General features: G+C 68.9%; 28 protein-coding genes. 14 read left to right on the top strand and 14 right to left on the bottom strand.

Going from position 1 to position 25,072, the window contains the following annotated elements; translation table 11 throughout:
- The first annotated feature begins 52 nt into the window (after positions 1 to 52).
- The gene (locus IEY88_RS00405) at positions 53 to 493 is read left to right on the top strand and encodes a MarR family transcriptional regulator (protein ID WP_189152534.1); all 441 of its coding nucleotides are present in this window, start codon (positions 53 to 55) and stop codon (positions 491 to 493) included.
- On the opposite strand, the gene IEY88_RS00410 is transcribed toward IEY88_RS00405, so the two are convergent.
- The 3 genes from IEY88_RS00410 to IEY88_RS00420 are packed head-to-tail and all read right to left on the bottom strand — an operon-like array spanning position 468 to position 3,560.
- Entirely contained in the window at positions 468 to 908 is a 441-nt protein-coding gene (locus IEY88_RS00410; protein ID WP_189152535.1) for a response regulator, read from the bottom strand. The genes IEY88_RS00405 and IEY88_RS00410 overlap by 26 nt on opposite strands.
- Positions 901 to 2,418, bottom strand: coding sequence for a sensor histidine kinase (locus IEY88_RS00415; RefSeq protein WP_229692967.1), 1,518 nt, complete (start codon positions 2,416 to 2,418; stop codon positions 901 to 903). The genes IEY88_RS00410 and IEY88_RS00415 overlap by 8 nt, the downstream gene beginning before the upstream one ends.
- Positions 2,415 to 3,560, bottom strand: a complete 1,146-nt coding sequence (locus tag IEY88_RS00420) for a PP2C family protein-serine/threonine phosphatase (RefSeq protein WP_189152536.1) — start codon at positions 3,558 to 3,560, stop codon at positions 2,415 to 2,417. The genes IEY88_RS00415 and IEY88_RS00420 overlap by 4 nt, the downstream gene beginning before the upstream one ends.
- Before the next feature lie 65 nt (positions 3,561 to 3,625).
- Here IEY88_RS00420 and IEY88_RS00425 point away from each other — a divergent pair, with 65 nt between their 5' ends.
- Positions 3,626 to 4,111: a GNAT family N-acetyltransferase gene (locus IEY88_RS00425; RefSeq protein WP_229693112.1), complete on the top strand. Its 486-nt coding sequence runs from the start codon at positions 3,626 to 3,628 to the stop codon at positions 4,109 to 4,111.
- On the opposite strand, the gene IEY88_RS00430 is transcribed toward IEY88_RS00425, so the two are convergent.
- From IEY88_RS00430 to IEY88_RS00445, 4 genes are all read right to left on the bottom strand, one after another.
- Positions 4,046 to 4,516, bottom strand: coding sequence for a YkvA family protein (locus IEY88_RS00430; RefSeq protein WP_189152538.1), 471 nt, complete (start codon positions 4,514 to 4,516; stop codon positions 4,046 to 4,048). The two genes, IEY88_RS00425 and IEY88_RS00430, sit on opposite strands and share 66 nt — an antisense overlap.
- A 12-nt stretch (positions 4,517 to 4,528) precedes the next feature.
- Positions 4,529 to 4,939, bottom strand: a complete 411-nt coding sequence (locus tag IEY88_RS00435) for a hypothetical protein (protein WP_189152539.1) — start codon at positions 4,937 to 4,939, stop codon at positions 4,529 to 4,531.
- A gap of 104 nt (positions 4,940 to 5,043) precedes the next feature.
- Positions 5,044 to 5,778, bottom strand: coding sequence for an anti-sigma factor family protein (locus IEY88_RS00440; protein WP_189152540.1), 735 nt, complete (start codon positions 5,776 to 5,778; stop codon positions 5,044 to 5,046).
- On the bottom strand, positions 5,775 to 6,344 hold the full coding sequence (locus IEY88_RS00445) for a sigma-70 family RNA polymerase sigma factor (RefSeq protein ID WP_045315736.1): 570 nt from the start codon (positions 6,342 to 6,344) through the stop codon (positions 5,775 to 5,777). The genes IEY88_RS00440 and IEY88_RS00445 overlap by 4 nt, the downstream gene beginning before the upstream one ends.
- Before the next feature lie 114 nt (positions 6,345 to 6,458).
- Here IEY88_RS00445 and IEY88_RS00450 point away from each other — a divergent pair, with 114 nt between their 5' ends.
- The 4 genes from IEY88_RS00450 to IEY88_RS00465 all read left to right on the top strand — a co-directional run bounded on the left by IEY88_RS00450 (position 6,459) and on the right by IEY88_RS00465 (position 10,208).
- Positions 6,459 to 7,064 (top strand): COG4315 family predicted lipoprotein, encoded by a 606-nt coding sequence (locus IEY88_RS00450; RefSeq protein ID WP_189152541.1) that lies wholly within the window; start codon positions 6,459 to 6,461, stop codon positions 7,062 to 7,064.
- A 46-nt stretch (positions 7,065 to 7,110) separates the two neighbouring features.
- Positions 7,111 to 7,845, top strand: a complete 735-nt coding sequence (locus IEY88_RS00455; protein WP_189152542.1) for a DUF4142 domain-containing protein — start codon at positions 7,111 to 7,113, stop codon at positions 7,843 to 7,845.
- A 186-nt stretch (positions 7,846 to 8,031) separates the two neighbouring features.
- Entirely contained in the window at positions 8,032 to 8,832 is an 801-nt protein-coding gene (locus IEY88_RS00460; protein WP_229692968.1) for a ferredoxin, read from the top strand.
- Positions 8,829 to 10,208, top strand: a complete 1,380-nt coding sequence (locus IEY88_RS00465) for an NAD(P)/FAD-dependent oxidoreductase (RefSeq protein ID WP_189152543.1) — start codon at positions 8,829 to 8,831, stop codon at positions 10,206 to 10,208. The genes IEY88_RS00460 and IEY88_RS00465 overlap by 4 nt, the downstream gene beginning before the upstream one ends.
- 214 nt (positions 10,209 to 10,422) lie before the next feature.
- On the opposite strand, the gene IEY88_RS00470 is transcribed toward IEY88_RS00465, so the two are convergent.
- Positions 10,423 to 11,367 (bottom strand): beta-ketoacyl-ACP synthase III, encoded by a 945-nt coding sequence (locus tag IEY88_RS00470; RefSeq protein WP_189152544.1) that lies wholly within the window; start codon positions 11,365 to 11,367, stop codon positions 10,423 to 10,425.
- An 80-nt stretch (positions 11,368 to 11,447) separates the two neighbouring features.
- Here IEY88_RS00470 and IEY88_RS00475 point away from each other — a divergent pair, with 80 nt between their 5' ends.
- The gene (locus tag IEY88_RS00475; protein WP_189152545.1) at positions 11,448 to 12,047 is read left to right on the top strand and encodes a TetR/AcrR family transcriptional regulator; all 600 of its coding nucleotides are present in this window, start codon (positions 11,448 to 11,450) and stop codon (positions 12,045 to 12,047) included.
- Here IEY88_RS00475 and IEY88_RS00480 read toward each other — a convergent pair.
- The 5 genes from IEY88_RS00480 to IEY88_RS00500 form a co-directional block, all read right to left on the bottom strand.
- On the bottom strand, positions 12,017 to 12,742 hold the full coding sequence (locus tag IEY88_RS00480) for an alpha/beta fold hydrolase (protein WP_189152546.1): 726 nt from the start codon (positions 12,740 to 12,742) through the stop codon (positions 12,017 to 12,019). The two genes, IEY88_RS00475 and IEY88_RS00480, sit on opposite strands and share 31 nt — an antisense overlap.
- Entirely contained in the window at positions 12,739 to 13,203 is a 465-nt protein-coding gene (locus IEY88_RS00485) for a hypothetical protein (RefSeq protein ID WP_189152547.1), read from the bottom strand. The genes IEY88_RS00480 and IEY88_RS00485 overlap by 4 nt, the downstream gene beginning before the upstream one ends.
- A gap of 304 nt (positions 13,204 to 13,507) precedes the next feature.
- A complete protein-coding gene (locus IEY88_RS00490; RefSeq protein WP_189152548.1) occupies positions 13,508 to 13,723 on the bottom strand; it encodes a hypothetical protein in 216 nt (71 codons plus the stop codon).
- Positions 13,698 to 14,366: a hypothetical protein gene (locus IEY88_RS00495; protein ID WP_189152549.1), complete on the bottom strand. Its 669-nt coding sequence runs from the start codon at positions 14,364 to 14,366 to the stop codon at positions 13,698 to 13,700. Before IEY88_RS00495 ends, IEY88_RS00490 begins: the two co-directional genes overlap by 26 nt.
- A gap of 362 nt (positions 14,367 to 14,728) precedes the next feature.
- On the bottom strand, positions 14,729 to 16,351 hold the full coding sequence (locus tag IEY88_RS00500) for a C39 family peptidase (protein WP_189152550.1): 1,623 nt from the start codon (positions 16,349 to 16,351) through the stop codon (positions 14,729 to 14,731).
- 61 nt (positions 16,352 to 16,412) lie between these two features.
- On the opposite strand from IEY88_RS00500, the gene IEY88_RS00505 reads away from it, so the two are divergent.
- The 7 genes from IEY88_RS00505 to IEY88_RS00535 all read left to right on the top strand — a co-directional run bounded on the left by IEY88_RS00505 (position 16,413) and on the right by IEY88_RS00535 (position 24,654).
- The gene (locus IEY88_RS00505; RefSeq protein WP_189152551.1) at positions 16,413 to 18,959 is read left to right on the top strand and encodes an AfsR/SARP family transcriptional regulator; all 2,547 of its coding nucleotides are present in this window, start codon (positions 16,413 to 16,415) and stop codon (positions 18,957 to 18,959) included.
- Between the two features lie 27 nt (positions 18,960 to 18,986).
- A complete protein-coding gene (locus IEY88_RS00510; protein ID WP_189152552.1) occupies positions 18,987 to 19,895 on the top strand; it encodes a LysR family transcriptional regulator in 909 nt (302 codons plus the stop codon).
- Between the two features lie 114 nt (positions 19,896 to 20,009).
- On the top strand, positions 20,010 to 21,158 hold the full coding sequence (locus tag IEY88_RS00515; RefSeq protein ID WP_189152553.1) for a CaiB/BaiF CoA transferase family protein: 1,149 nt from the start codon (positions 20,010 to 20,012) through the stop codon (positions 21,156 to 21,158).
- Positions 21,155 to 21,898 carry a crotonase/enoyl-CoA hydratase family protein gene (locus IEY88_RS00520; protein WP_189152554.1) on the top strand — a complete coding sequence of 248 codons (744 nt, stop codon included), beginning with the start codon at positions 21,155 to 21,157 and terminating at the stop codon, positions 21,896 to 21,898. The genes IEY88_RS00515 and IEY88_RS00520 overlap by 4 nt, the downstream gene beginning before the upstream one ends.
- A 2-nt stretch (positions 21,899 to 21,900) precedes the next feature.
- Entirely contained in the window at positions 21,901 to 22,635 is a 735-nt protein-coding gene (locus tag IEY88_RS00525; RefSeq protein WP_189152555.1) for an acetoacetate decarboxylase, read from the top strand.
- Positions 22,632 to 23,462: a 3-hydroxyacyl-CoA dehydrogenase NAD-binding domain-containing protein gene (locus IEY88_RS00530; protein WP_189152556.1), complete on the top strand. Its 831-nt coding sequence runs from the start codon at positions 22,632 to 22,634 to the stop codon at positions 23,460 to 23,462. The genes IEY88_RS00525 and IEY88_RS00530 overlap by 4 nt, the downstream gene beginning before the upstream one ends.
- Position 23,463: 1 nt before the next feature.
- Positions 23,464 to 24,654, top strand: a complete 1,191-nt coding sequence (locus IEY88_RS00535) for an acyl-CoA dehydrogenase family protein (RefSeq protein ID WP_189152557.1) — start codon at positions 23,464 to 23,466, stop codon at positions 24,652 to 24,654.
- Between the two features lie 9 nt (positions 24,655 to 24,663).
- Here IEY88_RS00535 and IEY88_RS00540 read toward each other — a convergent pair whose 3' ends face one another.
- Positions 24,664 to 25,062 (bottom strand): TOBE domain-containing protein, encoded by a 399-nt coding sequence (locus tag IEY88_RS00540; RefSeq protein WP_189152558.1) that lies wholly within the window; start codon positions 25,060 to 25,062, stop codon positions 24,664 to 24,666.
- Positions 25,063 to 25,072 lie beyond the last annotated feature (10 nt).

Raw genomic sequence — 25,072 nt, forward strand, 5'->3', positions numbered from 1 at the left:
TGACCTAGACGGCGTCTAGACGTCCTAGACGCGTCTGGCTAACGTGGACGCCATGACTCTGGACGAGGAACTGCTGGCAGCGGCGCGGAAGGCGGGCACCGCCTCCTCCGCCGCGCAGGAGCAGGCCGACATCGCGAAGGCCGTCTACCAGCACACCGTGCTGCGGCTGCACCGCGCCGGTGGGTCCATGCGCGAGATCGCGGAGGCGCTGGGGATGAGCCACCAGCGCGTCCATCAGATCGTGGAGCAGTCCAAGCGGACCGAACGCTGCTGGTTCTGCGGGCGCGGCGCGGCCGACGTCGACAAGATGATGGCCGGGCCGGCCGCGCTGATCTGCGACCTGTGCGTCGCCGAGGCCCAGGTGGGCGAGGTCGGCGACTGCTCGTTCTGCAGCGAGACCCGACCCGTCCACGAGGGTGCGGACGCGACCATCTGCCGGTCGTGCCTGGACTTCAGCGCCGCCGTGATCAGCGGGGCAGCTTCACCACGGTGACGAAGAAGTCGTCGATCTGCCGGACGACCTCGATGAACCTGTCGAAGTCGACCGGCTTGGTCACGTACGCGTTCGCGTACAGGCTGTAGCTGCGCAGGATGTCCTCCTCCGCCTCCGACGTCGTCAGCACGACGACCGGGATGGAGCGGAACTCCGCGTCGGCCTTGATCTCGCTGAGCACCTCACGCCCGTCCTTGCGGGGCAGGTTCAGGTCCAGCAGGATCAGGCCCGGCCGCGGCGCGTTCGCGTACACGCCCTCGCGCCGCAGGAACTCCAGCGCCTCCACGCCGTCCTTCACCACGTGCAGGGTGTTGCGGATCTTGTGGTGCTCGAACGCCTCCTGCGTCATCAGGGCGTCGCCCGGGTCGTCCTCGACGAGCAGGACGTCGATCACGGTCATCGGTGTTTCAGACATGTGCTTCCTCAGGTTGAGCGACGAGCTCGGGTGCGACGGGCAGGGTGAACTCGAAGCTCGTGCCGGAGTCCACATCGGTCTTCAGCCAGATCGTGCCGCCGTGGTACTCGACGATCTTGCGGCACATCGCCAGCCCGATGCCCGTACCCGGATAGGCGTCCTTGGGGTGCAGGCGCTGGAAGATGACGAAGATCCGGTCAGCGTACTCCGGCTCGATCCCGATGCCGTTGTCGTGCACGGAGAACTTCCACAGCTCCCCGTCGCGCTCCGCCTCGATGTTGATGACCGGGTCGGACGAGCCCCTGAACTTCAGGGCATTGCTTATCAGGTTCTGGAACACCGCGCTGAGCAGAGTCGCCTCACCGCGCACGGAAGGCAGTTCCTCGGCCACGACCAGCGCCCTGGTCTCCTCGATCCGGTCGGAGAAGCTGTCGACGACCTGGCGCACGACCTCGTTGAGGTCGATCAGGGTCTGCTCGCGGGTCATCCGGCCGACGCGGGAGAACGCCAGCAGGTCGTTGATCAGCCCCTGCATCCGCTTCGCGCCGTCGACCGCGAAGTCGATGTACTGGTCGGCGCGCTCGTCGAGCTGGCCGCCGTAGCGGCGTTGCAGGAGCTGGCAGAACGACGCCACCTTGCGCAGCGGTTCCTGCAGGTCGTGCGAGGCGACGTAGGCGAACTGCTCCAGCTCCGAGTTCGACCGCTGCAGCTCGGTCTTCGCCGCGTCGAGCGTCGCGAGCTCCTGCACGATCCGGCGGCGCATGGCATCGACGTCCTGGCCGAGCTGGACCGTCTCGCGTGGACCGTCCGCGTCGATCTCGTGCTCGAAGTCGCCGGAGGCCACCTGGCGGGTGTGGTCGGCGAGCTCCGCGAGCGGGGCGATCAGCAGGCGGTGCAGCAGCAGCGACAGCCCGCCGATCACCGCGACCAGCAGCACGCCCATGCCGATCACCAGCCACAGCACCACGCTCGCCGCGTGGTCGAGGTCCGCGCGCGCCTGCCGGGCGAGCCCGCCGATGTCGATCCCCAGCGCCCCGATCTCGGCGCGGAGCTGGTCGAACAGCACCTTGCCGCGCTCGATGCCCCCTTCGGCACCGGGGGTGGTGCTGGACCGGGCGGCGGCGATCGTCGGCGTCGCGTACTCGGAGCGCCACTGGTCCGCGAGCTGCTCGATGCGGCTCACCCGGCCGTTGACGTCGCCGACGAGGTCGCGCACGCTCCGCGCGGCGTCCGCCTCGGCCTTCTGGCCGTCCAGGTACGGCGTGAGGAAGGCGTCCTGCCCGGTGAGCACGAAACCGCGCACGCCGGTCTCCTGGTCGAGCAGCGCGCGGTTGATCTCGTCCACGTGGCGCCCGGCGGGTTCGACCTGGTCGATCGTCCGTCCCCTGGCGCCGCTGAGCGCGTCGAGGGCGACGACGGTGGAGGAGATCGCGATCGCGGTCATGACCAGCAGGACCACGACGATGATGCCCAGCAGCCGGCTTGCCGACAGCTTTTGCGGCAGGTTCACTTTCCGTCCTTCAGCAGCAGGATGGCCACGTCGTCGTCGAGTGCCCCGCCGTTCAGCTCCGTCACCTCCGCGATGACCGAGTCCATCCAGTCGGGGCCTTCCTGGAGCTGTCTGTGCAGGATCTCGCTCAGACGCTCGACGCCGAGCCGGTCGACGTCGTCAGGTACCCGGCCCTCGATCAACCCATCCGTGTAACAGGCGATCGACCAGCCGGACGGCAGCGGCACGTCCACGCCGGTCCACGCGTAGTCGGGGAGCACGCCGAGCGGCACGCCGATCTTCGACTGCGGCAGGTCCGCGATCTGCGTGCCCGCGATCAGCAGCGGCTCCGGGTGCCCGGCGAGGAAGTAGCGCGCCGAACGGCGGTCCGGCGCGACCGTGACCATGCACGCCGTGGTGAAGATGCCCTCGCCGTGCCGTTCCGCGACCAGCACCTGGTCGAGCGTCTGCAGCACCTTCTCGGCCGGCGCGCCGGAGAGGACCAGCGCACGCCACGCGATCCGCAGGCAGACACCCAGCGCGGCCTCGTCCGGGCCGTGGCCGCAGACGTCGCCGATGATCGCGTGCACCGTACCGTCCGGCATGCCGACCGCGTCGTAGAAGTCGCCGCCGAGCAGCATCCGCTGGCCGCCGGGCTGGTAGCGCACGTCGAGACCCACGTCGGAGCCCTGCAGCAGCGGCGGGGGGAGCAGGCCGCGTTCGAGCCGGGACTGCTCGGCGGCCAGCAGGCTCGTCTCCCGGAGCTGGAACTCGGCGAAGTCGGCGCGGCGGCGTTCGACCGCGTACCGGACACCCCGCAGCAGCAGCTCTCCGTCGACCTTGCCCTTGATCAGGAAGTCCTCGGCACCCGCGGCGACCGCGTTGATGCCCTCCTGCTCGTCGTCGTGCCCGGTCAGCACCAGGATCGCCGGCGCGTCGGGTTTGGCCAGCAACCGGTGCAGGCCGGCGAGACCGTGCGAGTCGGGCAGACCGAGGTCGAGCAGCACGCATTCGGAGTCGGCGAGCATCTCCTCCGCCTCCGCGAGCGTGCCCGCGCGCGACAGGACGAACGGCGCGCTCGCTTCTTCGAGCAGCGCCTCGACGAGGAGGGCGTCGCCATCGTCGTCCTCGACCAGGAGGACGCGCACAGTTCTTGTTCGCATCGAGTCGGACTTTAACGTTATTCGGCTGCGAGGTCCGCGTCAGACCTACCAGGATGACGGGCGTGTTGATCCGTCTCGCCCAACCAGCCGAACTGCCGTACCTCCAGCAGATCGAAATCGCGTCCGGCGAATCCTTCCGCGACGCCGGAATGCCCGAAATAGCCGACGACGACCCGTTGTCGCTGGCAGACCTCGCCGAGCACGAGGTCTGGGTCGCCATCGGCGCGGAGGGCGTGCCCGTCGCGTTCATCGCGATCGGGGACGTCGACGGAGCGACGCACGTCCACCAGGTCAGCGTGCACCCTTCGCACGCGCGCCAGGGGATCGGCGCCGCACTGATCGAGCACGTCACCCGCGGGGAACGCGCCGTGACGCTGACGACGTTCCGCGACGTGCCGTGGAACGCGCCGTACTACGAACGCCTCGGCTTCCAGGCCGTGGCCGACGTCACGCCCGGCCTGGCCGAGATCATGCGCGAGGAGGCCTCACGGGGCCTCGATCCCGCGACCCGTGTCGCGATGGTCCTTCTCCCAGCGCAGGTACGAGCCTGAGGCCACCGAAAGACTGCTGAGCAACCACACCAGGACACCCGCGTCGTCGGTCACGCCGATCACCGGAAGGAACTCCGGCAGGACGTCGATCGGCGACACGAGGTAGACCAGCGCCACCGCCCACATCAGGACCTGGCTGCGCTGCAGTTCCGGGTAGCGGCCACTGCGCCAGGTCTTCCACAGCCGCGGCAACGCCTTCGCGCGCTGGATCGGGTTCCCGACCGCGCTCGGCACGCCCTGGGCGCGCTTGCGGCGGTTGCGCAGGACGCCCAGGCCCGCGAACACCAGGCCGAGCGGGATCATCACCCAGCCGACGACCGCCGGGCTCAGGCCGCCGAGCGGGGCGTCGCGGAGCAACAGGACCAGCAGACCTGACAGCGAGATGAACGATCCGAAGACGACCATCTGCCGGGACTCCTAACTGGGCTCTTGGAAGAGCATCGTCGGAATGGCCTTGTGGGGCTGCTTCTGCTGCGCGGGCTCGGGTTCCCTGAGGTCGATCACGTGCTCGGGTTCCACCTCGGGCGCCTCTTCAACCACCGGCTTGCGCGCCGCCTTCACCGGCGGCGGCGTGGTCTGGTCCAGGGCGGCACGCGCATTGGAGATCCACACCTTCTGCATGGCCTCGTCCTTGCCCCCGGCCGCGGTGGCCGCGAGTCCGGAGAGGACACCGCGGATGCGCGGAACCAGGGACGGATGGCGCCGGATCGCCTGCCACACCGCGTGATCACCCGGTAGCCGGGCGGACACGAGCCGCGAGACCTGAGCGCGCAGCTCCTCTGTGGACAGATCGAGCCAGCGCTCGACCGCTGACGGGCCAATCGCCACGTAGCCAGCCTTCCCCGAACCTCTGCGGACTTCCGCGAAAACGACAACTGCCCCCACAGGATCTCACGGATCCCGCGGGGGCAGTGGTCTGGTGTCGTGAAACGTCAGGAGGCGACGACCTCGAGCAGCGTCTTGCCGTTCTCGTCGACGATCCGGAACGTGGCGATCTCGTGCCAGCGCATGGCGACGTTCGCCGCGAGCTTGATGGTCTTCTTGTCACCGGCCACCGGTTCCGGCGCGTACCAGGACGTGACCTGCGCGACACGGCCCGCCCGGCCCACCGCGACGAGTGACCCGCGGCCGGGACCCGCCATGCCGCTGATCTCGATGTCCATCGCGGTGCCCGACGCCTCGTCGGAGGCGGTGATCTTCGTGCCCACGCCGCTGTTCGGGTCTTCCTGCTGCACCTTCATCGACGAGTCGGGGGAGTTGTTCGCCACCCGCGTCTGCGACGTCGTCGTGCTCGGTGCGGCCTGGTTCGTGCCGTTGTCCTTGCCGCCCACGACGAGCGAGGTGACCACGGCGGTCACCGCCACGATGCCGGCGGCGGCGGCCGCGACACCCTGGGCGACGAACCACCGGCGGCGCTTCCTGCGCGCCGCGACGGCGTCGAGCATGACCCGCACCGACTTGCCGTCGGGGCGTTCCGGAGCTGTCCCGCGCAGCATCCCGCCCGCGTCGGCCTCGTCGATGAGGTCGGGCACCACCGCGAAGTCGCGCAGGTCAAGAGCACACCGCCGACATTCGGTCAGGTGGTTCTCGAACGCCTCCACCTCATCGGCATCGAGGATGCCGAGCACGTAGGCGGCGACGTCGAGGTGATCTGGTGCCGTTGTCACCGCGTCTCTCCCCGATCGTGCAACGCACGCCGCAACGCACGGAGCGCGTAGTACACCCTCGACTTGACCGTTCCCGGTGGCACACCCAGTGCCGCCGCGGCCTCACCGACGGTGCGGTCCCGCAGATATGTCTCGAGAATAGCCTCCCTGTGTTCCTCCGAGAGACCGTTCATCGCCTCCGCCACGACGATCGCCGCGAGGGTGCGATCCTCTTCGCTGCCGGAAGGCGACTCGTCCGAAGGGGTCAGTTCGAACTCCTGCGGACGGACGCTCCTCTTACGCCTGTCGTCGATGACCAACCGCCTTGCCACCGTGAACAACCACGACCGCAGGAGTACGGGGTCACGCTCGAGTTTCTCGGCGTTGCGCCATGCCCTGACCAGGGTTTCCTGCACGATGTCCTCGGCCCACTGACGATCATGGCCCGTCAACCTCATGCAGTGTCCCAGCAGGGCACTGCCGAATTCCTCGTACAGCCGACGGATCAACTCTTCTTCGAGAGATCCCGGTCTTGGTGATTGTTCGTCTAACTCGCGTTGACGTCTATGCCGCGCCACGGGGGACATCCTTGCCCCATCAACCGTCTCAAGTCGAGAGGCAAATATTCCTCACGAAGTTCGTGAACCGTCACCGGATCGTGTCCGTACTCCTCGGTACCCCAGTTGAGAAAGGACCTGCCGATGCGACGTGGACAGGCCACCACCGCCCTCGCGGCCCTGGCTCTCGCCCTCACCGCGTGTGGCAGCACCCAGACTCCTCCCGGAGGGGCGGCCACCGGCGGCTTGCAGGCGAAACCCGCTGATCTGAGCGGTCACAACAACTACTTCATCGCGAACACCGAGCAGATGGGGTGGTTCGTGATCGACGCCGAGGGTCTGCCCATGTACCGCTACGACAAGGACGTCCCCAAGCCGTCCAAGTCGAACTGCGAGGGCGAGTGCGCGAAGGCCTGGAAGCCGGTCCTCGCGGACAAGACGCCGATGGCGACCGGTGTGGACCCGATCTCCATGGGGGTCCTGACCAGGCCGGACGGCACCAAGCAGCTCACCATCCAGGGCTGGCCGCAGTACACGTTCGCCGAGGACAAGGTCGCCGGCGACATGAAGGGCCAGGCCAAGGGCGGTGTGTGGTGGGTCACCGCGCCGAACGGCGCCAAGATCACCGGCGGCAAAGCCCAGAACAACAGCAACAGCGGCAAGAGCAGCAGTACGCCGAGCACGTCCCCCAGCTCCGGAAAGGCGCAGACACCGCAGTCCGCGACGCCTCCGGCAGCACCCGGCTACTGAGCCCACTGCGCGGAACCGCGATGCACACACCCCCTATCGACTTCCTTTGGACAACGAGGACGACAAGACGATGACCAGAGCCCTCGCCACCGTCTTTGCGATGTTGTTCCTCTTCTCCGGCCTGACCGCCACGGCTGCAGCCCAGCCCGCGGACACCGGGGGAGTGATGGACACCCCGTCGGGGCCGCTGACGGCGAACGACCGCGAACTGCTCAACAGGGTGCGCCTCGCAGGCCTGTGGGAGATGCCCATGGGCGAGCTCACGGCCACCAAGGCGTCCAACGCCAGGGTCAAGCAGATCGGCAAGATGATCATGCTCGACCACATGATGCTGGACTCGCTGACGAAGAAGACGGCCGCCGGTTTCGGGCTCACCACGCCCGACGTGCCGAACCCCACGCAGCAGTCGTGGATGGAAGAGATCAACGCGCTCGAAGGCGACGCGTTCGACCAGGCGTTCATCGCCCGGTTGCGCGCCGCGCACGGCCAGATCTTCCCCTTCATCGCCAAGGTGCGCTCGGGGACCCGCAACGACGTCATCCGCGGGTTCGCGCAGGCGGGCATCGACGTGGTGATGAAGCACATGACGCTGCTGGAGAGCTCGGGCCTCGCGGGCGACGCGGCGTTCGCGGAGCCCCAGCCCGCCGGCAACATCATCAACGCGACCCTGGCCTCCGACGAGAGCCCGAACATGTGGGTGATCCTCACGGTCACCGCCGCGGGAGCCGTTCTCACGGTGCTCCTGCTCCGAGTACTCCGCCCGCGACGACCGGTGCGGTGATTCTGCAAGACCCCGTCGCACAACGGGAAACGGAGGTGGTGTCCCAAGGTCAGAGGCACTCCAACGCGGACCTGTTCCCACCCGCCCGGTTCTGATGTGTCCACTCCTGCACCCAGGACCGGGCGGGTTCCCGCGAGAAAGTTCTTTCCGGAGGAAGAGTTGCTGTCGAGCCAGATTCCGCTCCTGGTGGCCCAAGCCGAGTTCGACTCGGGCGTCAAGAAGATGGCCCAGATCTCCGCCAGGCTGGCTTATGTGCTGATGTGCGCGACCTTGTCCTGGGGCGTGCTGATCGCGACCGGGTGGGCCGAGAAGCTCACCGGCCGTGAAGGGTTGAAGAACGGGCACATGGTGCTCGCGTCACTGGCGATCGCGTTCGGCTGCATCCACGCGTTCGCCTTCTCGTTGCTGCAGGGTGCCCCCCTCGGCATCATCAAGCTGATCCTGCCGTTCGTCGACGGCGGTCTTTTCCGGCACGCGCTGGGCATCCTCGGCCTGGAGGTCATGCTCGCGATCGCCGTACTCGCCTCGATGAGGCACAAAGTCTTCTACCGCAAGTGGTTGAGGTTCCACCAAACGGCGTACATCGCGGTGGCGATCACCGTGGTGCACTCCTGGTTCGGCGCCATCGCGAACGGCAACCTGTCCGTTCTCTGGCTGGCCGGCCTCACCGTTCTCGTCCCGACCGCGACCTTGGCCCTGGCCCGGTTCCTCCCGCCCGAGGTGCTCACCCGCATCGGCATGCTCGACGCCGACCGCGGCAAGGAGCCCGGTGTCGGTGAGGGCGACGCGATGGACGTGAGCGTCAACAACGAGAAGTGCCACCGCTACGGCACCTGCCAGGCGGAGGCACCGGACGTCTTCCAGCTGATCGAGGACAACCGCCTGACCTACAACCGCAGGCCGCCTGAGGAGCACTTCGCCCAGGCCCGAGCGGCACAACGCGCGTGCCCGATGCGCGCGATCGAGATCAGGGAGCGAGTGAAGTGAGCGAACGGATCGTGGTCGTCGGCGGCGGGCTCGGTGGAGTCCGTTCCGCGGAACGGCTGCGGGAGATGGGTTTCGACGGGCAGATCACGATCCTGTCCGCCGAGCGCCACCTCCCGTACCACCGCCCGTGCCTGTCGAAGCAGATGATCACCGGAGAGTGGACCCCGGACGACTCGTTGCTGTCGTTCTCGGGTGACCTCGACGCCGAGTGGCGCATGAACTCCCCGGCCCTGCACCTGGACCCGAAGAAGCAGTCGGTCTGGGTACCGGGCGGCGAGGAGATCAAGTACGACGGCATGATCATCGCCACGGGCGTCGACGCCCGCGCGATGGGCGGGGCTCCGCGTCACGACCCGCGGGTGCACGTGCTGCGGACGTTGGACGACGCGATCGCGATCCGCAAGAACATCCGGCAGTCGCAGGGACTCGTCGCCGTCATCGGCGGTGGGTTCATCGGCTGCGAGCTCGCGTGCTCGGTCCGGCACATGGGCCGTGACGTCGCTCTGATCGTGCGCTCCCCGGCGCTCCTGGGCGGTGTCGTCGGTGACGACATCGGCAAGAAGATCACCGAGGCGCACGTCGAGCACGGGGTGCGCCTCGCCACCGGTGTCGGCATCAAGCACTGGGTGCGCCAGCCCGGCGGCATCGGCATCCATCTGAGTGACGGCCAGGTCTTCTTCGCCTCGTGCGTCGTGCTCGCCGTCGGCGCCTCGCCGGCCGTCGACTGGCTGCGCGGCTCCGGCCTCGACATCTCCGACGGCGTCCTGTGCGACTCCACGAACCACGTGGTCGGCGCCGAGAACCTCGTCGCCTGCGGTGACGTGGCCCGCTGGCCCAACATGCGCTTCAACGGCGCCGTGCGCCGCGTGGAGCACTGGCTCAACGCCGTCGAGGGCGGCCGCGCCGCCGCCGAGAACCTCCTGGTCGGCCGCAACCACGCCAAGACCTACACCCCGGTCCCGCGCTTCTGGACCGAGCAGTACGGGATGCGCGTGCAGGGAGCCGGTCTGCCGGTCCTCGGCACCGACACCACCGACGTGAACGGACTCACCGGCTTCATCGCCAACGGCAAGCTCGTCGGCATTGTGGGTCTGGAAGCGCCGGGCAAGATCATCACTGAGACGCCGGAACTGTTCCGGCAGAACACGGTCGAGACGAACGTCCCGGTGTGGACGCAACCGGAGACCGAAGTGGTCGCCGAGGCACCGGAGGTACTCCCGACCGCCCTGATCCCGGTTCCCGAACCGGTCGCCGCCCTCGCATCATCTGTTCCCCCGTCCGTCTCTTCGTCGATGTCCCCGCCATTGCAGCGGCGGCGGCATTCACGTTCGAGGCCGGAGATGGTGCGCACGGGCGGAGGACGCGCGAGGCCCTAACCAGGTAGTGGAGGTTTTCAGGTCGCCGGTACAGGGCAAGCGGGAACGGCGAACTCCGACGTCGCCCGCGTGGCCAGGTGGCGGACCGATGACGTCACGCGGCGATGCGCTCGTTCCCGCGCCGGCGGCCTGAACCTTCTTCTCGTGCGTCACCAACGGTGTGGCGGCTCGGTGGGCTCCCGAGTCGCCACACCGGCCTACTTCGCGAGTCGTCTCACGGGGCCGTGATGACCTGGCCGGCCCAGGAAAGCCCGCCGCCGAAGGCGAACAGCAGCACGGGCTGTCCCGACGGGAGCTCGCCGCGTTCGGCCATCTTGGACAGTGCGAGCGGCACCGAGGCGGCGGAGGTGTTGCCGGACTCCACGACGTCGCGCGCGATCACCACGTCCTCGCGCAGGCCGAGCTTGCGCGTCAACGCCTCGATGATCCGCAGGTTCGCCTGGTGCGTGACGACCGCGGCGAGGTCGGTGACAGCGATGCCCGCCCGTTCGCAGGCCTGGACCGCGATCGCGGGCAGTTCGCTGGTGGCCCAGCGGAAGACGGCCTGGCCCTCCTGCTCGAAGCGCGGCTGCCACTCGTTCACGAGGCGGACCGCGTTGCCGCGCGTCGGGTCCGAGCCCCAGGTCGCCGGGCCGATGAGAGCGTCGGGGGAGGCGCTGACCACGGCCGCGCCCGCGCCGTCGCCCAGCAGGATGCAGGAGGAGCGGTCGGTCCAGTCGACCAGGTCCGACATCTTCTCGGCGCCGATGACCAGGGCGTGCCGCGCCGCACCCGCGCGGATGGTGTGGTCGGCGGTGGCCAGTGCGGTGCAGAAGCCCGCGCAGGCGTTGTTGAGGTCGAAGACGACCGCGGACGGGATTTCGAGTCGCGCCGCCACCTGCGCCGCGGTGGACGGGCTGCGGTCGATCGCCGAGCAGGTCGCGACGATGACCTGGCCGATGTCGGACGGCGACAGGCCGGACGCGGCGAGCGCCTTCGCTCCCGCCTCGGACGCCATGTCGGCCACGGTCTCGGCCGGCGCGGCGATGCGGCGGGTGGCGATGCCGGTGCGCTGGAGGATCCAGGCGTCGTTGGTGTCGACCATCTTCTCCAGGTCGGCGTTGGTCAGCACGCGTTCGGGCTGGTGGTGGCCGAACGCGACGACACGGGATCCGGACAAGGTGATCTCTCCTTCAGCCAGGCGACGCGGCGAATATAGCAACCGATCGGTCGGTAGCTAAAGAGACGTAGACTACAAAGATGAGCCCGCGCCGATCCGTCGCCGACACCCTCGAGACGCGGCAGCGCATCCTCGACCGGAGCCTCGCCATCGCGTCGGCGGAGGGCCTCGAGGGACTGACGATCGGGCGGCTCGCGACGGAGCTCGGGATGAGCAAGGCCGGGCTGCTCGGCCACTTCGGCACCAAGGAGGCCCTGCAGCTCGCGGTGGTCGACCAGGCGGCGGAGGTCTTCCTGCGCGAGGTGCCGCGCAAGGTGAAGCAGATGCCGTCCGGACTCCCGAGGCTGATCGACGTCTGCGAGGCCTGGGTGTCCTACCTCGAACGCGAGGTGCTGCCCGGCGGTTGCTTCTTCACCGCCGCGACGGCCGAGTTCGACGGGCGCAACGGCCGGGTGCGCGACGCGCTGGCGGGCATGAACGCGTTGTGGCGGCGCGATCTCCGCATCCACATCCGGCGCGCGGTCAGCGACGGCGACCTGAAGCCGGACACCGACGTGGACCAGCTGATCTACGAGATCCTCGGGGTCATGCTGGCGCTCAACCACTTCCTGCAGCTCGAACACGACGCCGCCGCCCCCCGCCGGGCCCGTCAGGCGCTGAGGCGACTGCTCACGAAGTGATTCACGATCCCCGCCACCGCCGTGGCGTTCCCGGAGACCATGCCGTGCGTCGCGTCGATCTCGTGCACCCGCACGTTCGGAGGCATGTCGCGTCGCAGACCCGCGCGGTGGGCGTCCATCAGCGGGAGCAGGTTCGGCGGCACCGGCAGGTTCTGCGTGGCGAGCACCAGCAGGAACGGCACGGTCACCTTCGCGAAGACCGGCAGCGCGTCCAGCAGCTCCGGTGACGTCCGCAGGGTTCCGGTGATCTCACGGGACGGACGCGTGATCGTCTCCAACTGGGCGTCGAAGAGGGCGTTCAGCTCGGCCAGACCCGCGGCCACCTCGTCGGCCGGCAGCCCCGCGTAGTTCGCCGGATGCGTTGTGGCGGAACGATGTCCGTCGAGGCTGACGGCCGCCGGGCAGTCCGGGTGCCGCAACGCCCACAGGCCGGCGACGATGCCGCCCAGCGAGTGCCCGACGACGACGGGCTCGTCCAGTCCGAAGTGGACAGTGGCCTCGTCGAGGTCGTCGAGCACGGCCTCCCACTCCCACGGCCCGTCCGGGGACTCCCCGTGGCCGCGCAGGTCGACCGCCACGGCACGCCCGTCCAGTTGCGGCGCAAGCGTTTCCCAGACACTCCGGTCGCCGCCGAGGCCGTGCAGGAGCAGGAACGGGCGCCCCTCGCCGCCGAAGTCGGTCGCCGCGAGTCTCATCGGTCTCTCCTCAGGCCGAGCCGGGCGCGGATCGAGTCGACGGTCACGCCGCCCTCCGGGTGCCGCACCAACTTGTGGCGGTTCACGAGGTCGTGCACGCCCTGGCGGGTGATGCCGAGCATCGCCCCGGCCACCCCGAGCGACACGTGGTCCTTGCCCGGATGGCCGGCGCGGCGCGCGGTGACGCGGCCCAGCGGCGTCGCCCACCAGCTCTCGGGAGGGTCGAACGGGGTGTCGCCGGGGTGGAGCACGGTCATCAGGCGGATCACAGTCCGGCGTGCCGTGGCGTCGTCGGGGCCGAGCAGCTGGGCCGCCCACATCTCGGCGTCGGCCTCGGCGGACTGGCGCAGGCCGGTGAGATCGGCCTGCGGCAGGAGGATTTCCAGCGGGTCCAGCAGGCGGCTCGTGACGAGCCGGATCAGGTCGTTCCGCAGGTCCACGTGTTCTGAGGTGGTGGCCACGTGCTCACCATGCAACTACTTGACGCATGCCGTCAAGTACGTGCCGCGATTGGACCACGTTTCCGACCCCCGTGAAAGGGCCTCTCGGGGGTTGACATAGGCTTGAGCTTGAGCGTCCCGAAGGGACGCTCACTTCGTTGTCGCGCCTTTCTTGGCCGGAATTGGTGGCGACAGCAAATTCTGTGAACTCGCTCGAAATCATTGGGTGAACTATGTCGAAAATAATTCAACGGGCGGTGAATCAAGTGCTCGGAATCGGTGGTGAAGGCGGCAGCGGCGGGGCTGATGACAAGTGAGGTCCGCCTTACTTGATGTCCAGTTTCATGCCCACTCGTGTGCCGGTGGTCACGCCATCGGCCATGAGGCTGATCTCCTCGCGTCCGCTGCTGTTGGTGCGCCGCTGAATGGAGTACCGCTCGGTGCCCGACTTGAGGCCGACGCTGTCGCAGTAGCTGCTGCAGCCGGGCGGCAAGATCACCGTGTACTCAAGGTGCTCAGGGCCTGGAATGAATTTCTTCACGAATTCTTCCGGGGCGCCCTGGACGAAAGGAAGGCATTTCGCAGGCCAGGTGAACTCGGCTTCCAGGTGGATTTCGGTGCCGCGCACCGCCGGTTCGCTTCAAATGCACCGTGACTTTCAGTCGTCCTCTGCTGGGCCAGCACGAAGTGACGTCGAACCGGCTTCCGCCCTCCCCGTCGACCTCCACGCTCCGCACGCGGACCTCGGTCTTCCTCCGGTGCCTCTCCGGCCACTCCTCCCAGTTCGGGCCCTCCCAGAAGGTGAGGAAGTCCAGGGCGTCGCAGTCCGACACGGCGGTGAACGTGATCTTGTCGCGCGTGTCGCCGTTCGTTTCGATCGTCACCACCTGCCGCCAGTCGGTGATGCGCCAGGTGAAGTTGCAACGTTCGTGAAGCAGATTGCTGTAGCGCAACAGGAGCCGCCGATCCAGTTCGGTCCGGCGCCGCCACTCCAGCTTGTTGGCCACGAGCAGGATGAAAAGTCCGAGTACCGCCACCACGACGGCTACGACCGCCGCTGCCCGGATCCCGGTCTGCCCCAGCACAGCGCTCAAGATCCCACCCACGGCGAGAATGCCGAGCACGCCTTCCACGATGCCGATCACTCCAGCGTGGAGCACATAGGACTGCAGGGAGTCGACCATCGCCCCCAGTATCGTGGATGATCCGTTCTTGGAATGCCTGCGGCGTGTCCTGCGTATGCTCGCTCCGAACGTCATCGGCTACATCCTTGGGGCCCCCTGCGGCGCGTCCGCTGTGGATTTTTACGATACGGGTGAGAAGAAGATCCGCGAACAGGTTCACGCGAACGGCCAACAGCGTGTGCTCCGGGTCAGTGATGTCCTCCCATGCAGGACGACTTCGCGTTAGAATCTTTGCTTCTGCTTGAATTTGTGGCAGTTTCTTGGCCTGCTGCGACCGTTCGGATCAAATCGGCCGTCACTTGAACGGCCTAAGCCCTCCTGCCTGCGGTGCACGCAGGCAGGAGGACCGGCGGTCTCAGGGATCAGGCGGCCCACATCTGCACGGGCGCGATGTAGTTCCAGCTGTACAGCTGGTTCGCCCCGTCGTAACTGCCGTCCGTCCCGGCCCCATAGGTGTCGTGGACGTAGAACTGCCCGTTGTCGTGGTACCCGATCACCACCGACAGGTGCCCGGAGGTGGACCCCCAGGTGCCGCTCATGATCACGAACTTGCCCTGGTCGAGGAACGCGCGGACCTGCGCCGGGGTGAAGTTGCCCTGCTGGACGGCGGCGCCGTTGCGGGCCAGGAAGTCGCGCTCGGACTCCCAGGAGGCGCAGGGGCGGGCCGGGTTGCCGCCGCAGTAGTAGCCGGTGATCCAGCCGTGCGCGCCCTTCCAGCTGCCGGTGCGGCCCCAGTCGTTCATCGTGCGGTTGAAGGTGGTGCCGCGGTTCGAGAACTCGTCGGTGATGTAGCGGCCCCACTTCGAGTAGTGCGAGTGCGGTTGTGAGACCTGCACGCCGAACTCGTTGGGCAGCTGGTAGGTGACGAGGTCGATCACCGCGCTGGTCGGGCCGCACGACGAGTTGCCGTTGAAGTCGTTGCGGGTGTCCCACAGCTGGTGGATGTACTCGGCGCGGTTGAGCCGGCCCATGGTGGTCACCTCGCCGTCCAGCGTGGCGGCGCGCAGGCCCGAAGCCTTCACGTACCCCTTCGCAGGGCTGCCGATCACGGCCTCACCCCCTTCGAGGCCGGTCAGCGCGTAGTTGAACGACAGGCCCTCGACGACGCGCGAGGCCTTCCGCCTCGCCAGGTCCTGGACGTAGACGCCGTTGAACGCGGCGAACTGGTCGGGGCCGAGGGTCTTGTCGGACACGCACCCCATCACCTCGTACGCCACGCGCGTGCCGTCGGTGCTCCACACCGCGCTGCGGTAGTGGTGGCGGGTCTCGCCGGTCAGCGAGCGGACGTCGCCGTGCTCCGAGACCAGGCCCAGCCACTGCGGGTCGGTGCCGCCGCAGCGGTAGATCTCGTTGTGCTTGATGAAGCTGACGTGCCGCTCGCCCTTCACGTCGACGAGCTTGAAGTCGCGGTAGAGCGCGGAGGAGTCCGACGTGACCAACGGCTTGGCGGCGCCGGACTTCAGGTCGAACCGCACCAGCGAGCTCACGAACGTGCCCTCGTCGGCGGTGTCCGGGTGCTGGACGGCCAGCAGGCCGGTGCCGTCGGAGGTGAAGCCGAGCAACGACGGTGCGCGGCCCTTCAGCCTGCCCGCGGAAATGCCGTCCACCACGACGTTCTCGCCGTCGGTGTAGGCGAGCGTCGAACCGTGGAACACGGCCGAGGTGATCGCGCCGCGTGCCACGAAACGGGACTTGCCGTAGCGGTCGACGGTGTGCAGGGACGTGCCACGAGTGCCGTCGAAGTCGGAGATCACCGCGGCCAGCGCGCCGTCCGGGGACGACGTGGACCGGACGGTGTAGGCGGGATCGCTGACGGGGAAGGTGGCTCTCTTCGCGCCACCCACGATCACGTCGTAGCCGGCGCCGGATCGGACGGCCTGCGACTGCGCCGGACTGGAGGAGTAGGGCTCGGCGGCCTGGGCGGGGGACACGGCGGCGGCCAGGGTGCCGAGTGCCACCACCAGTGCCAGTGAGGTTTTCGTCATGGATCAAACGTCCTGGCGCGTGGCATGTGTCCGGTATGTGGTTGGTAGATACGATCGGATCGTGGAGTTCCGGGTGCTCGGGCCGGTCGAGTGTTACGCCGACGACGGCGCGCGGCGCAGCCTTGGGCCGCCCAAGCAGCGGGCGGTGCTCGCGTTGCTCCTCGCGCAGCCCGGCCGGGTGCTGCCGGTCGACCGGCTGATCAGCGTGCTGTGGGACGACGCCCCGCCCAAGACGGCGTTGAAGAACCTCCAGGTCTACGTCTACCAGCTGCGCAAGGTCGTCGGCTCGCGGCTGCTCTCTCGCGCGCCCGGCTACCTGATGTCGATCGACCCCGCCGAGCTCGACCTGACCCGGTTCACCGAACTGCTCGACGCCGCCCGCCGGGAACGCACGCCGCGTGCTTACCGCGAGGCGCTCGCGTTGTGGCGCGGGCCCGCCCTCGCCGACCTGGCCGCGTCCGGGTTGCTGCGCGGTGTCGTCGCCCAGCTGGAGGAGCTGAGGCTGGCCGCACGGGTCGAGTGCGCCGAGGCGGAGCTCGACCTCGGCCGGCACGTCGAGATCGTCGCGGACCTGAACGAGTGGGTGCGCGAGCACCCGTTGAACGAACGCCTGCGCGAGCAGCAGATGGTCGCGCTGCACCGGGCGGGGCGGCCGGCCGAGGCCCTTGCCGCCTACCAGGAGTGCCGCCGGGTGCTGCTGGACGAGCTCGGCGTCGAGCCGGGGGAGTCGTTGCGGAGGTCGCAGGCCGAGATCCTGCGCGCCAAACCCGTTGGCGCGGCGGCGATCCGGCAGCTGCCGCCGGACGTGGTCACGTTCGCAGGACGCGGCCGTGAGCTGAACCTGATCAAGGCGCAGCTGCGGCAGGACCGGGTCGCGGTGTGCGTGATCACCGGGCAGGCGGGCATCGGCAAGTCGGCGCTCGCGGTGCGGGCGGCGCACGAGATCGCGGGCCGGTTCCCGGACGGCCAGCTCTACGCCGATCTGTCCGACGGCGCCTCGGACCGGGTCCTGAGCCAGTTCCTGCGCGCCCTCGGCGAACGGCCCGGCGACGAGGAAGCGTTGCGCTTCCGCTCGCTCACGGCGTCACGCAGGTTGCTCGTGGTGCTGGACAACGTCGCCACCGCGGGCCAGGTGAAACGCCTGCTGCCGACCGGTCCCGGCTCGGCCGTGCTGATCACGTCCCGCCGCCCGCTCACCTCGCTGACCGGCGCGTCGTACGTCAAACTCGGTGCGCTGCAACTGGAGGACGCGTACCGGCTGCTGGAGGGCGTCGCCGGCCGGGTCGAGGACGCGGCGGAACTCGTGCGCTGGTGCGGCGGACTACCGCTGGCGCTGCGCATCGCGGGAGCCCGCCTCGCCGCGCGTCCACAGTGGACGGCGCCGTTGCTGGCGGCACGGCTGGCGGACGAGGCGCGGCGGCTGGACGAGCTCCGGCTCGGCGACGTCGCGGTGCGCTCGGCGTTCGAGGTCAGCTACGCCGAGCTCGGATCCCCCGCCGTGGCCGGGGTGTTCCGGCTGCTCGGCCTCCTCGACGGCCCCGACTTCGCGGTCGCCGCGGCACGGGCGCTGACCGACGTGCCGGACGTGGAGGAGCTGCTCGCCGAACTGGCCGACGCGCACCTCGTCGAGGAACCGGTGCCCGGCCGGTTCGCGTTGCACGACCTGCTGCGCCTCTTCGCGCGCGAACGGTGCCGCGGCTCGGAGTCGTCCGAGGAACGGTCGCTCGCGCTGGAACGCCTGCACAAGCACTACCTGGAAGCGTTGGCGGACAACCCGGCCGACCTCTGGCTCGCCGAGGAGCGCGACAACCTGATCGCCGCCGCGCACCAGGCCTCCCCGGCCGACGCGGTCGCGTTCGCGGCGGGCCTGTCCTGGTACTTCCGCCGCCGGTCCGAAGTGGCGGACTGGGCCGCGCTGAACACCCTCGCCCTCGAAGCCGCCCGGTCGCTGGGGGACGTCCGCGCGGAAGCGCTGGCACTGAAGGAACTCGGCGCCGCCTGCGAGCGCGGCTTCAAGTTCGCCGAGGCCCAGCAGCACTGGACGGACGCGCTCACCCTGGCCCGCGCACTGCACGACCGGCAGCTCGAAGCCGTGACGCTCAACAACCTCGGCATCACCCACTGGCGCCGCCGCGACCTGCCCGCCGCCCTGACCTCGCTGGAAGCCTCATTGCTGCTGCGCGAGGAGCTCGACGACCCGCAGGGCGCGGCCTACGTGCGCACCAACCTGGGCCTCGTCCACGCGGCGCTGGGCGACCTCCCCGCCGCGCTGGTCTGCTACGAGGAGACGCTGACGACGTTGCGCGCGTGCGGGGACAGGTCCGGCGAGCTGCACGCGCTCGCGAACATGGCCGACGCCCACCGCCAGCTCGGCTCCCTGGACCAGGCGCTGGAACTGGCCGACGAGGCGTTGCTGCTCGCGCGATCGGTGGGGGACCGGCAGATCGAGGCGGGTGTGCTGCTCGACCGCGGCATCGTGCACGAGCTGGCGGGCCGGGCTGGGGAAGCCAAGGCCTCCTACACCGAAGCCGTGGAGCTGTCGCGCCGCATCGGGTTCCGGTGGGGTGAGTCGGAGGCGTCGAGAAAACTGGCGGGACTGGGCGGGTAGTGAGCCGAACGGCCTAGTCTGGATCACGTGGAACTGCTGCACCTCAGGTACTTCGTCGCGGTGGCCGAGGAACTCAACTTCTCGGCGGCCGCGCGGAAGCTGCACATGGCCGCGTCGCCGTTGAGCCAGCGCGTCAAGGACCTCGAACACGAACTGGGGCGCAAGCTCTTCGACCGCAGCACCCACCACGTGGAGCTGACCGCCGCCGGCACCGCCCTGCTGCCGATCGCGCGGGACGTGCTCGACCGCGTCGGGTCGATCCGGTGGCGCCTCGACCAGGTGACGAGCCCGGCCAGGACGACCGTGTTCATCGGCATGCCCGCGGGCGTCCACCCGGCGCTGAGAGAGCGCCTGACGATGCTGGCGGACCGGGTCGCGGAGCGGTTCGAGGTCAAGCGGTGGCCGGGTACGACCACGGACCTCGTCGCGGCGGTGAAGGACGGCCGGCTCGCTCTCACGCTGGCGCGGCTGCCCGTGCAGGAGGCCTCTCTCGACACGGTGCACGTCATGTCGGAACGCCTCGGCGCCGTGGTGCCCGCGGACCAGTTCGAAGGCCGGAATTCGGTCAAACTGGCCGATCTCGCCGATCTTGCGTATGCGAGGTCGCCGGAGGAAATGATGCCCGCCTATTTCGAGCAACTCGACCGGCAATTGAGCGAACTGGGCATCAGGAAGCGCATCCAGCTGAGCAACACCGGCTACCAGGGCACGTCCGAGATCGTGTCGAGCGGGCTCGGGTTCTCCGTCTCGATGCTCGACGAGGAGAGCTCCATGAGGGGATATCGCCTGGACAACATGGCGGTCCTGCCGTTCGAGGACTTCCGTGCGCAGCTCGACACCGGACTGCTGTGGCGGCACGACCGGGGTACCGGCGGCGACCTCGACGACCTCGTCGCCGTTGCCAAAGAAATCTTCGCGGAGACCATCGTCAAATGAACAATGGTGTGACCGCTGTGGTCGTACCATTGTTCGTGTCATGATCGTTCCCTTTCTCGCTGTTCGCCACTAAATTCGGTGGTGCAAGGACGAACAGGTGCGAAAGGACGAACGATGAAGGACATCACCGCCGGTCCGCTGGACGGCGTGCGCGTGATCGACCTCTCGACCGTGGTGATGGGCCCGTACGCGGCCCAGATCCTCGGAGACCTCGGCGCCGACGTGATCAAGATCGAGTCGCCTGTGGACACCGTCCGCAACGGCCGCTACCGCACCACGCCGGGCATGACCCCGTTGAGCCTCAACGTCAACCGGAACAAGCGCAGCGTCGCGCTCAACCTCAAGGACGAGGACGACCGCGAGACCGCGCTCAAGCTGATCGACACGGCCGACGTGCTGATCACCAACATGCGGCCGGGCGCCCTGAGCAGGCTCGGCCTGGACTACGCCGACGTCGCCGAGCGCAACCCCGGCCTGGTCTACGCCCACGCCCAGGGCTTCCGCGGCGACTCGGACCGCGCGGGCACCGCCGCCTACGACGAGACGATCCAGGGCGCGTCCGGCCTGGTCGACATCGCGAACCGCGCGATCGGCCGGCCCGTCTACCTGCCGACGATCATCGGCGACAAGGTGTCGTCGCTGACGATCGCCTACAGCGTGCTCGCCGCGCTGGTGCACCGGAACAACACCGGGCAGGGGCAACGGGTCGAGATCCCCATGGCCGACACGATGATCGCGTTCAACCTGGTGGAGCACCTCTCCGGTCACACGTTCGTGCCGGAGGAGGGGCCGACGGGCTTCAACCTCTCGATGGCCAAGGGCCACCACGCCGTGCACACCAAGGACGGCCTGGCGTGCGTCGTCCCGTACACCCCGCAGAACTTCCGCGACTTCTTCGCCGCGGCGCAAAGGCCCGACCTGGTCGAGGACCCGCGCGTCGCCGGTGACCGGATCGACCCCGGCGACAGCGACGACCTGATGGGCCTGGTCGACGAGTGCGCGCCCGCTCTGTCCACAGAGGAATGGGCCGAGGTGTGCACGAAGCACAGCATCCCGTTCGGACCGGTGCTGGAGCTCGACAGGGCGCACGAGGACCCGTACGTCCGCGACGGCCACCTGCTCGACGTCGTGCACCACCCGAGCGAGGGCGAGATCCGGTCGATCGGCATCCCGGTCCGGTTCTCCGCCACGCCCGCCACCGTCCGCAGCCTGGCCCCGCTGCCGGGCCAGGACACCGCCGAGGTTCTGAAGGAGCTGGCATGAACGAGGTTCGCACCGAACGCGTCGGTTCGGCACTGCTGATCACGATCGACCGCCCGGAGGCCCGCAACGCCGTGAACGCGGCCGTCGCGACACAGCTCTCCGCCGCGCTGGACGAACTGGAGGCGACGCCGGAACTGCGCGTGGGCGTGCTCACCGGGGCGGGTGGCTCGTTCAGCGCGGGCATGGACCTCAAGGCCGCGCTGAAGGGCGAGTCGCCGGTCGTCGGTGATCGCGGGCTCGGCGGTCTCACCGAGGCCGAGCTGAGCAAGCCGCTGATCGCCGCGGTCGAGGGGTTCGCGCTGGGCGGCGGGTTCGAACTGGCACTGGGCTGCGACCTGGTCGTCGCCGCCGAGGACGCGAGGTTCGGACTGCCCGAGGTCAAGCGCGGCCTGATCGCCGCCGCCGGGGGAGTCGTCCGCCTGCCGCGGCGGATCCCGCACCACCTCGCCATGGAGATCCTGCTGACCGGCGAGCCGATCGACGGTCGCCGCGCCGGCACGCTCGGCATCGCCAACCGGGTCGTGCCGAACGGCGAGGCCGCCGCGGTCGCGCTCCAGCTGGCCGAGCAGATCGCCCAGAACGCCCCGCTCGCGCTCGCCGCCGTCAAGGCCGTCGTGCGCTCGCAGGACCCGTGGGCCGCACAACGAACCGAGAGCACCCGCCTGATGCGCACGGCCGACGTCCGCGAGGGCATGACCGCGTTCGCCGAGCGCCGCGCTCCGCAGTGGACAGGACGCTGATCATGCTGGGCATCACCCCTTCGGGCATCACCCCTCTCACCGCTCCCGCGTTCCCCGCGGTGCGGCCGCGGTTCTTCGACCGCGAGTACCTGAACATCGTCTACCGGACCGATCCGGAGGCGTTGCGGGCCGTCGTCCCGGAGCCGCTGGAGATCGACGAGCCGCTCGTCCGGTTCGAGGTCATGAAGATGAACGACGTCACCGGCTACGGGCCCTACACCGAGGCAGGGCAGGCGATCCCGGTCGTCTTCGGCGGCGAACGCGGCGAGTACCTGCACGCGATGTACCTCGACAGCTTCGCCGCCACCGCGTCCGGCCGCGAGGTCAGCGCGTACCCGAAGGTCATGGGCTCGCCGGAGCTCTACGCCGACAACGGCGCGTTGGTAGGCACGCTCGACTACGGCACGCTGCGCGTGGCCACGGCCACGATGGGTTACAAGCAGTTCGAACTGGACACCCGTCAGGCTGAGGCGGAGATCACGGTTCCGACTTTCATGCTGAAGACGATCCCTCACTATGACGGAACGCCGCGGGTGCAGGAGCTCGTGCGCACGGAGATCACCGACGTCGTGGTCAAGGCCTCGTACACCGGCCCGGCGCGTCTGCAGCTGTTCCAGCACGTCCTCGCGCCGCTCGCCGACCTCCCCGTGCTCGAGGTCGTCTCCGCCAGCCACGTCATCACCGACCTGACGCTCGCTCCCGCCAAGCCGGTTCACAACTACTTGGAGGCGTCATGACGACCGTCGCGGTCATCGGTGCAGGTGTCATCGGACTTTCGTGGGCGAGGTTGTTCGCCGAGCACGGTGTGACCGTGCGGGTCGTGGATCCCCGTCCCGACCTGGTCGTCCCGGAGGGCGTGGAGATCGCGCCGACCGTCGCCGAAGCCGTGCGGGACGCGGACTTCGTGCAGGAGAACGGCCCGGAGGACCTGGGGTTCAAGAAGACCCTGTTCGCCGAGCTCGTCCGGGAGGCACCGGAGCACGCCCTGCTGCTCAGCTCGTCGTCCGCGATCCCGTCCACCGCGTTCACCGAGGGCATCGACGGCTCGCGCGTCCTGATCGGACACCCGTTCAACCCGCCGCACGTGATCCCGCTGGTCGAGGTCGTGCCGGGGGAGCAGACGAGCGAGGAGTCCGTCACCAGGGCCGTCGAGTTCTACCGCTCGCTCGGCCGCACCCCGGTCGTCGAGCGCAAGGAGATCCCGGGCTTCGTCGGCAACCGCCTGCAGGCCGCGCTCTCCCGCGAGGCCGCCTACCTGGTCGAGCAGGGCGTTGTCACGCCGGAGGACCTCGACACGGTCGTCACTCAGTCGCTCGGCCTGCGCTGGGCCACCGTCGGACCGTTCCCCGGCGCCCACCTCGGTGGTGGCCCCGGCGGCTACCGGCACCTCGCCGGGCACATCGGCAAGTCCATGCAGGGCTTGACACTCGGCACCCCGTCCGCAAATCCCGAACGGCTCATCAAGGCCGTGGAAGACGCTTACGGCTCCTCCACGTACTCGGCGCTCGCCGAGACGCGCGACCGCAGGCAGCTCGCCGTTCTGACCGCACTGGAGGAGAACTGACATGGACCGCCTGGAAGACCAGCTGACCGCCGACTTCTACGACTACGAGGCGCTGCTGAGCGACGACGAGCGCAAGATCCTGCTCGGCGCCCGCGAGTTCATGACCACCGAGATCAAGCCGCTGGTCAACGAGTACTGGGCCAAGGGCGAGTTCCCGCACGAGCTGATCGGCAAGTTCCGCGGCGCCGGCCTCACCGCCCTGTCGTACGAGGGCTACGGCGAACACCCCGCCGCCGTCAGCAACCTGCTCACCGGCATGCTGGCCATGGAGATGACCCGCACCGACGCGTCGGTCGCCACGTTCTTCGGTGTCCACAACGGACTCGCGATGTACTCGATCTACGCGGGCGGCTCGCAGGAACAGCGCGACCGCTGGCTGCCCGCCATGGCCGCGATGGACAAGATCGGCGCGTTCGCGATGACCGAACCGCTCGGCGGCTCCGACGTCGCGGGAGGCATGCGCACCACCGCTCAGCGCGACGGTGACACGTGGGTGCTCAACGGCGCCAAGAAGTGGATCGGCAACGCCACGTTCGCCGACTACGTGGTCGTGTGGGCCCGCGACCTCGGCGACAACCAGGTCAAGGGTTTCGTCGTGGAGAAGGGCACGCCCGGCTTCGTCGCGGAGAAGATCGAGGGCAAGATCGCGTTCCGGATCGTCGAGAACGCCGAGATCACCCTCACCGACGTCCGCGTGCCGGAGGCGAACCGGCTGCAGGACATCAACTCGTTCCGCGACGTCGCGGAGATCCTGCGCGCCACCCGCGGCGGCGTCGCCTGGCAGGCGCTCGGCGTGATGGTCGCCGCCTACGAGCTCGCCCTCGCCTACGCCAAGGAGCGCGAGCAGTTCGGCCGCCCGATCGCCCGTTTCCAGATGGTGCAGGACAAGCTGGTGCAGTCGCTCGGCAACATCACCGCGTCGTGGGGCATGCTCGTGCAGCTCGCCCGGTTGCAGGACGCGGGCATCTTCCGGGACGAGCACTCGTCGCTCGCGAAGGCGTTCGTGACCTCCCGGATGCGCGAGGTGGTCGCCTGGGCGCGCGAGATCTTCGGTGGCAACGGGATCGTGCTCGGCTACGACGTGGCCCGCTTCTTCGCCGACGCCGAGGCGATCTACTCGTTCGAGGGGACGCGCGAGATGAACACGCTGATCGTCGGCAAGGCGATCACCGGCGAGAGCGCCTTCGTGTAGTGGTGTGGCTCAGGCTTCGGGGATCTCGACGACCACGTGGGTCGACTTGATCGAGGCCACCGCGACGCTGCCGACCTCCAGGCCGAGCTCGTCCGCTGACTCACGGCTCATCAGGGACGTGACGCGGAAGGGCCCGGCCTGCATGTCGACCTGGGCCATGACCCCGTCCTTCACGACCCGCGTGACGATGCCCTTCATGCGGTTGCGCGCCGAGGCGGCCACGGTCGCACCGGGCTCGGCCACCTCGGTCATCCTCTGCGCGAACGCCGCGAGCTCCGTCCCGCTGACCCCCTTGCGCCCGCTGTCCAGCACGACGGACGCAAGGCGGCCCTGGTCGATCCACCGGCGCAGGGTGTCGTCACTGACACCGAGCAGCGCGGCGGCCTCGCTGATCCGCAAGTTCGGCACGGACCGGAGT

It is taken from the genome of Lentzea pudingi (assembly GCF_014646255.1).
In the GTDB taxonomy this organism is placed as follows: domain Bacteria; phylum Actinomycetota; class Actinomycetes; order Mycobacteriales; family Pseudonocardiaceae; genus Lentzea; species Lentzea pudingi.

What these genes read in the sequence shown, in the direction of transcription:
- IEY88_RS00495 (WP_189152549.1), bottom strand. Translation starts at nt 14,366, where the DNA reads ATGGTCGACTCCCTGCAGTCCTATGTGCTCCACGCTGGAGTGATCGGC.
- IEY88_RS00445 (WP_045315736.1), bottom strand. Translation starts at nt 6,344, where the DNA reads ATGTCCCCCGTGGCGCGGCATAGACGTCAACGCGAGTTAGACGAACAA.
- IEY88_RS00530 (WP_189152556.1), top strand. Translation starts at nt 22,632, where the DNA reads ATGACGACCGTCGCGGTCATCGGTGCAGGTGTCATCGGACTTTCGTGG.
- IEY88_RS00525 (WP_189152555.1), top strand. Translation starts at nt 21,901, where the DNA reads ATGCTGGGCATCACCCCTTCGGGCATCACCCCTCTCACCGCTCCCGCG.
- IEY88_RS00430 (WP_189152538.1), bottom strand. Translation starts at nt 4,516, where the DNA reads ATGGTCGTCTTCGGATCGTTCATCTCGCTGTCAGGTCTGCTGGTCCTG.
- IEY88_RS00420 (WP_189152536.1), bottom strand. Translation starts at nt 3,560, where the DNA reads ATGCGAACAAGAACTGTGCGCGTCCTCCTGGTCGAGGACGACGATGGC.
- IEY88_RS00480 (WP_189152546.1), bottom strand. Translation starts at nt 12,742, where the DNA reads ATGAGACTCGCGGCGACCGACTTCGGCGGCGAGGGGCGCCCGTTCCTG.
- IEY88_RS00410 (WP_189152535.1), bottom strand. Translation starts at nt 908, where the DNA reads ATGTCTGAAACACCGATGACCGTGATCGACGTCCTGCTCGTCGAGGAC.
- IEY88_RS00405 (WP_189152534.1), top strand. Translation starts at nt 53, where the DNA reads ATGACTCTGGACGAGGAACTGCTGGCAGCGGCGCGGAAGGCGGGCACC.
- IEY88_RS00475 (WP_189152545.1), top strand. Translation starts at nt 11,448, where the DNA reads ATGAGCCCGCGCCGATCCGTCGCCGACACCCTCGAGACGCGGCAGCGC.
- IEY88_RS00520 (WP_189152554.1), top strand. Translation starts at nt 21,155, where the DNA reads ATGAACGAGGTTCGCACCGAACGCGTCGGTTCGGCACTGCTGATCACG.
- IEY88_RS00515 (WP_189152553.1), top strand. Translation starts at nt 20,010, where the DNA reads ATGAAGGACATCACCGCCGGTCCGCTGGACGGCGTGCGCGTGATCGAC.
- IEY88_RS00500 (WP_189152550.1), bottom strand. Translation starts at nt 16,351, where the DNA reads ATGACGAAAACCTCACTGGCACTGGTGGTGGCACTCGGCACCCTGGCC.
- IEY88_RS00535 (WP_189152557.1), top strand. Translation starts at nt 23,464, where the DNA reads ATGGACCGCCTGGAAGACCAGCTGACCGCCGACTTCTACGACTACGAG.
- IEY88_RS00450 (WP_189152541.1), top strand. Translation starts at nt 6,459, where the DNA reads ATGCGACGTGGACAGGCCACCACCGCCCTCGCGGCCCTGGCTCTCGCC.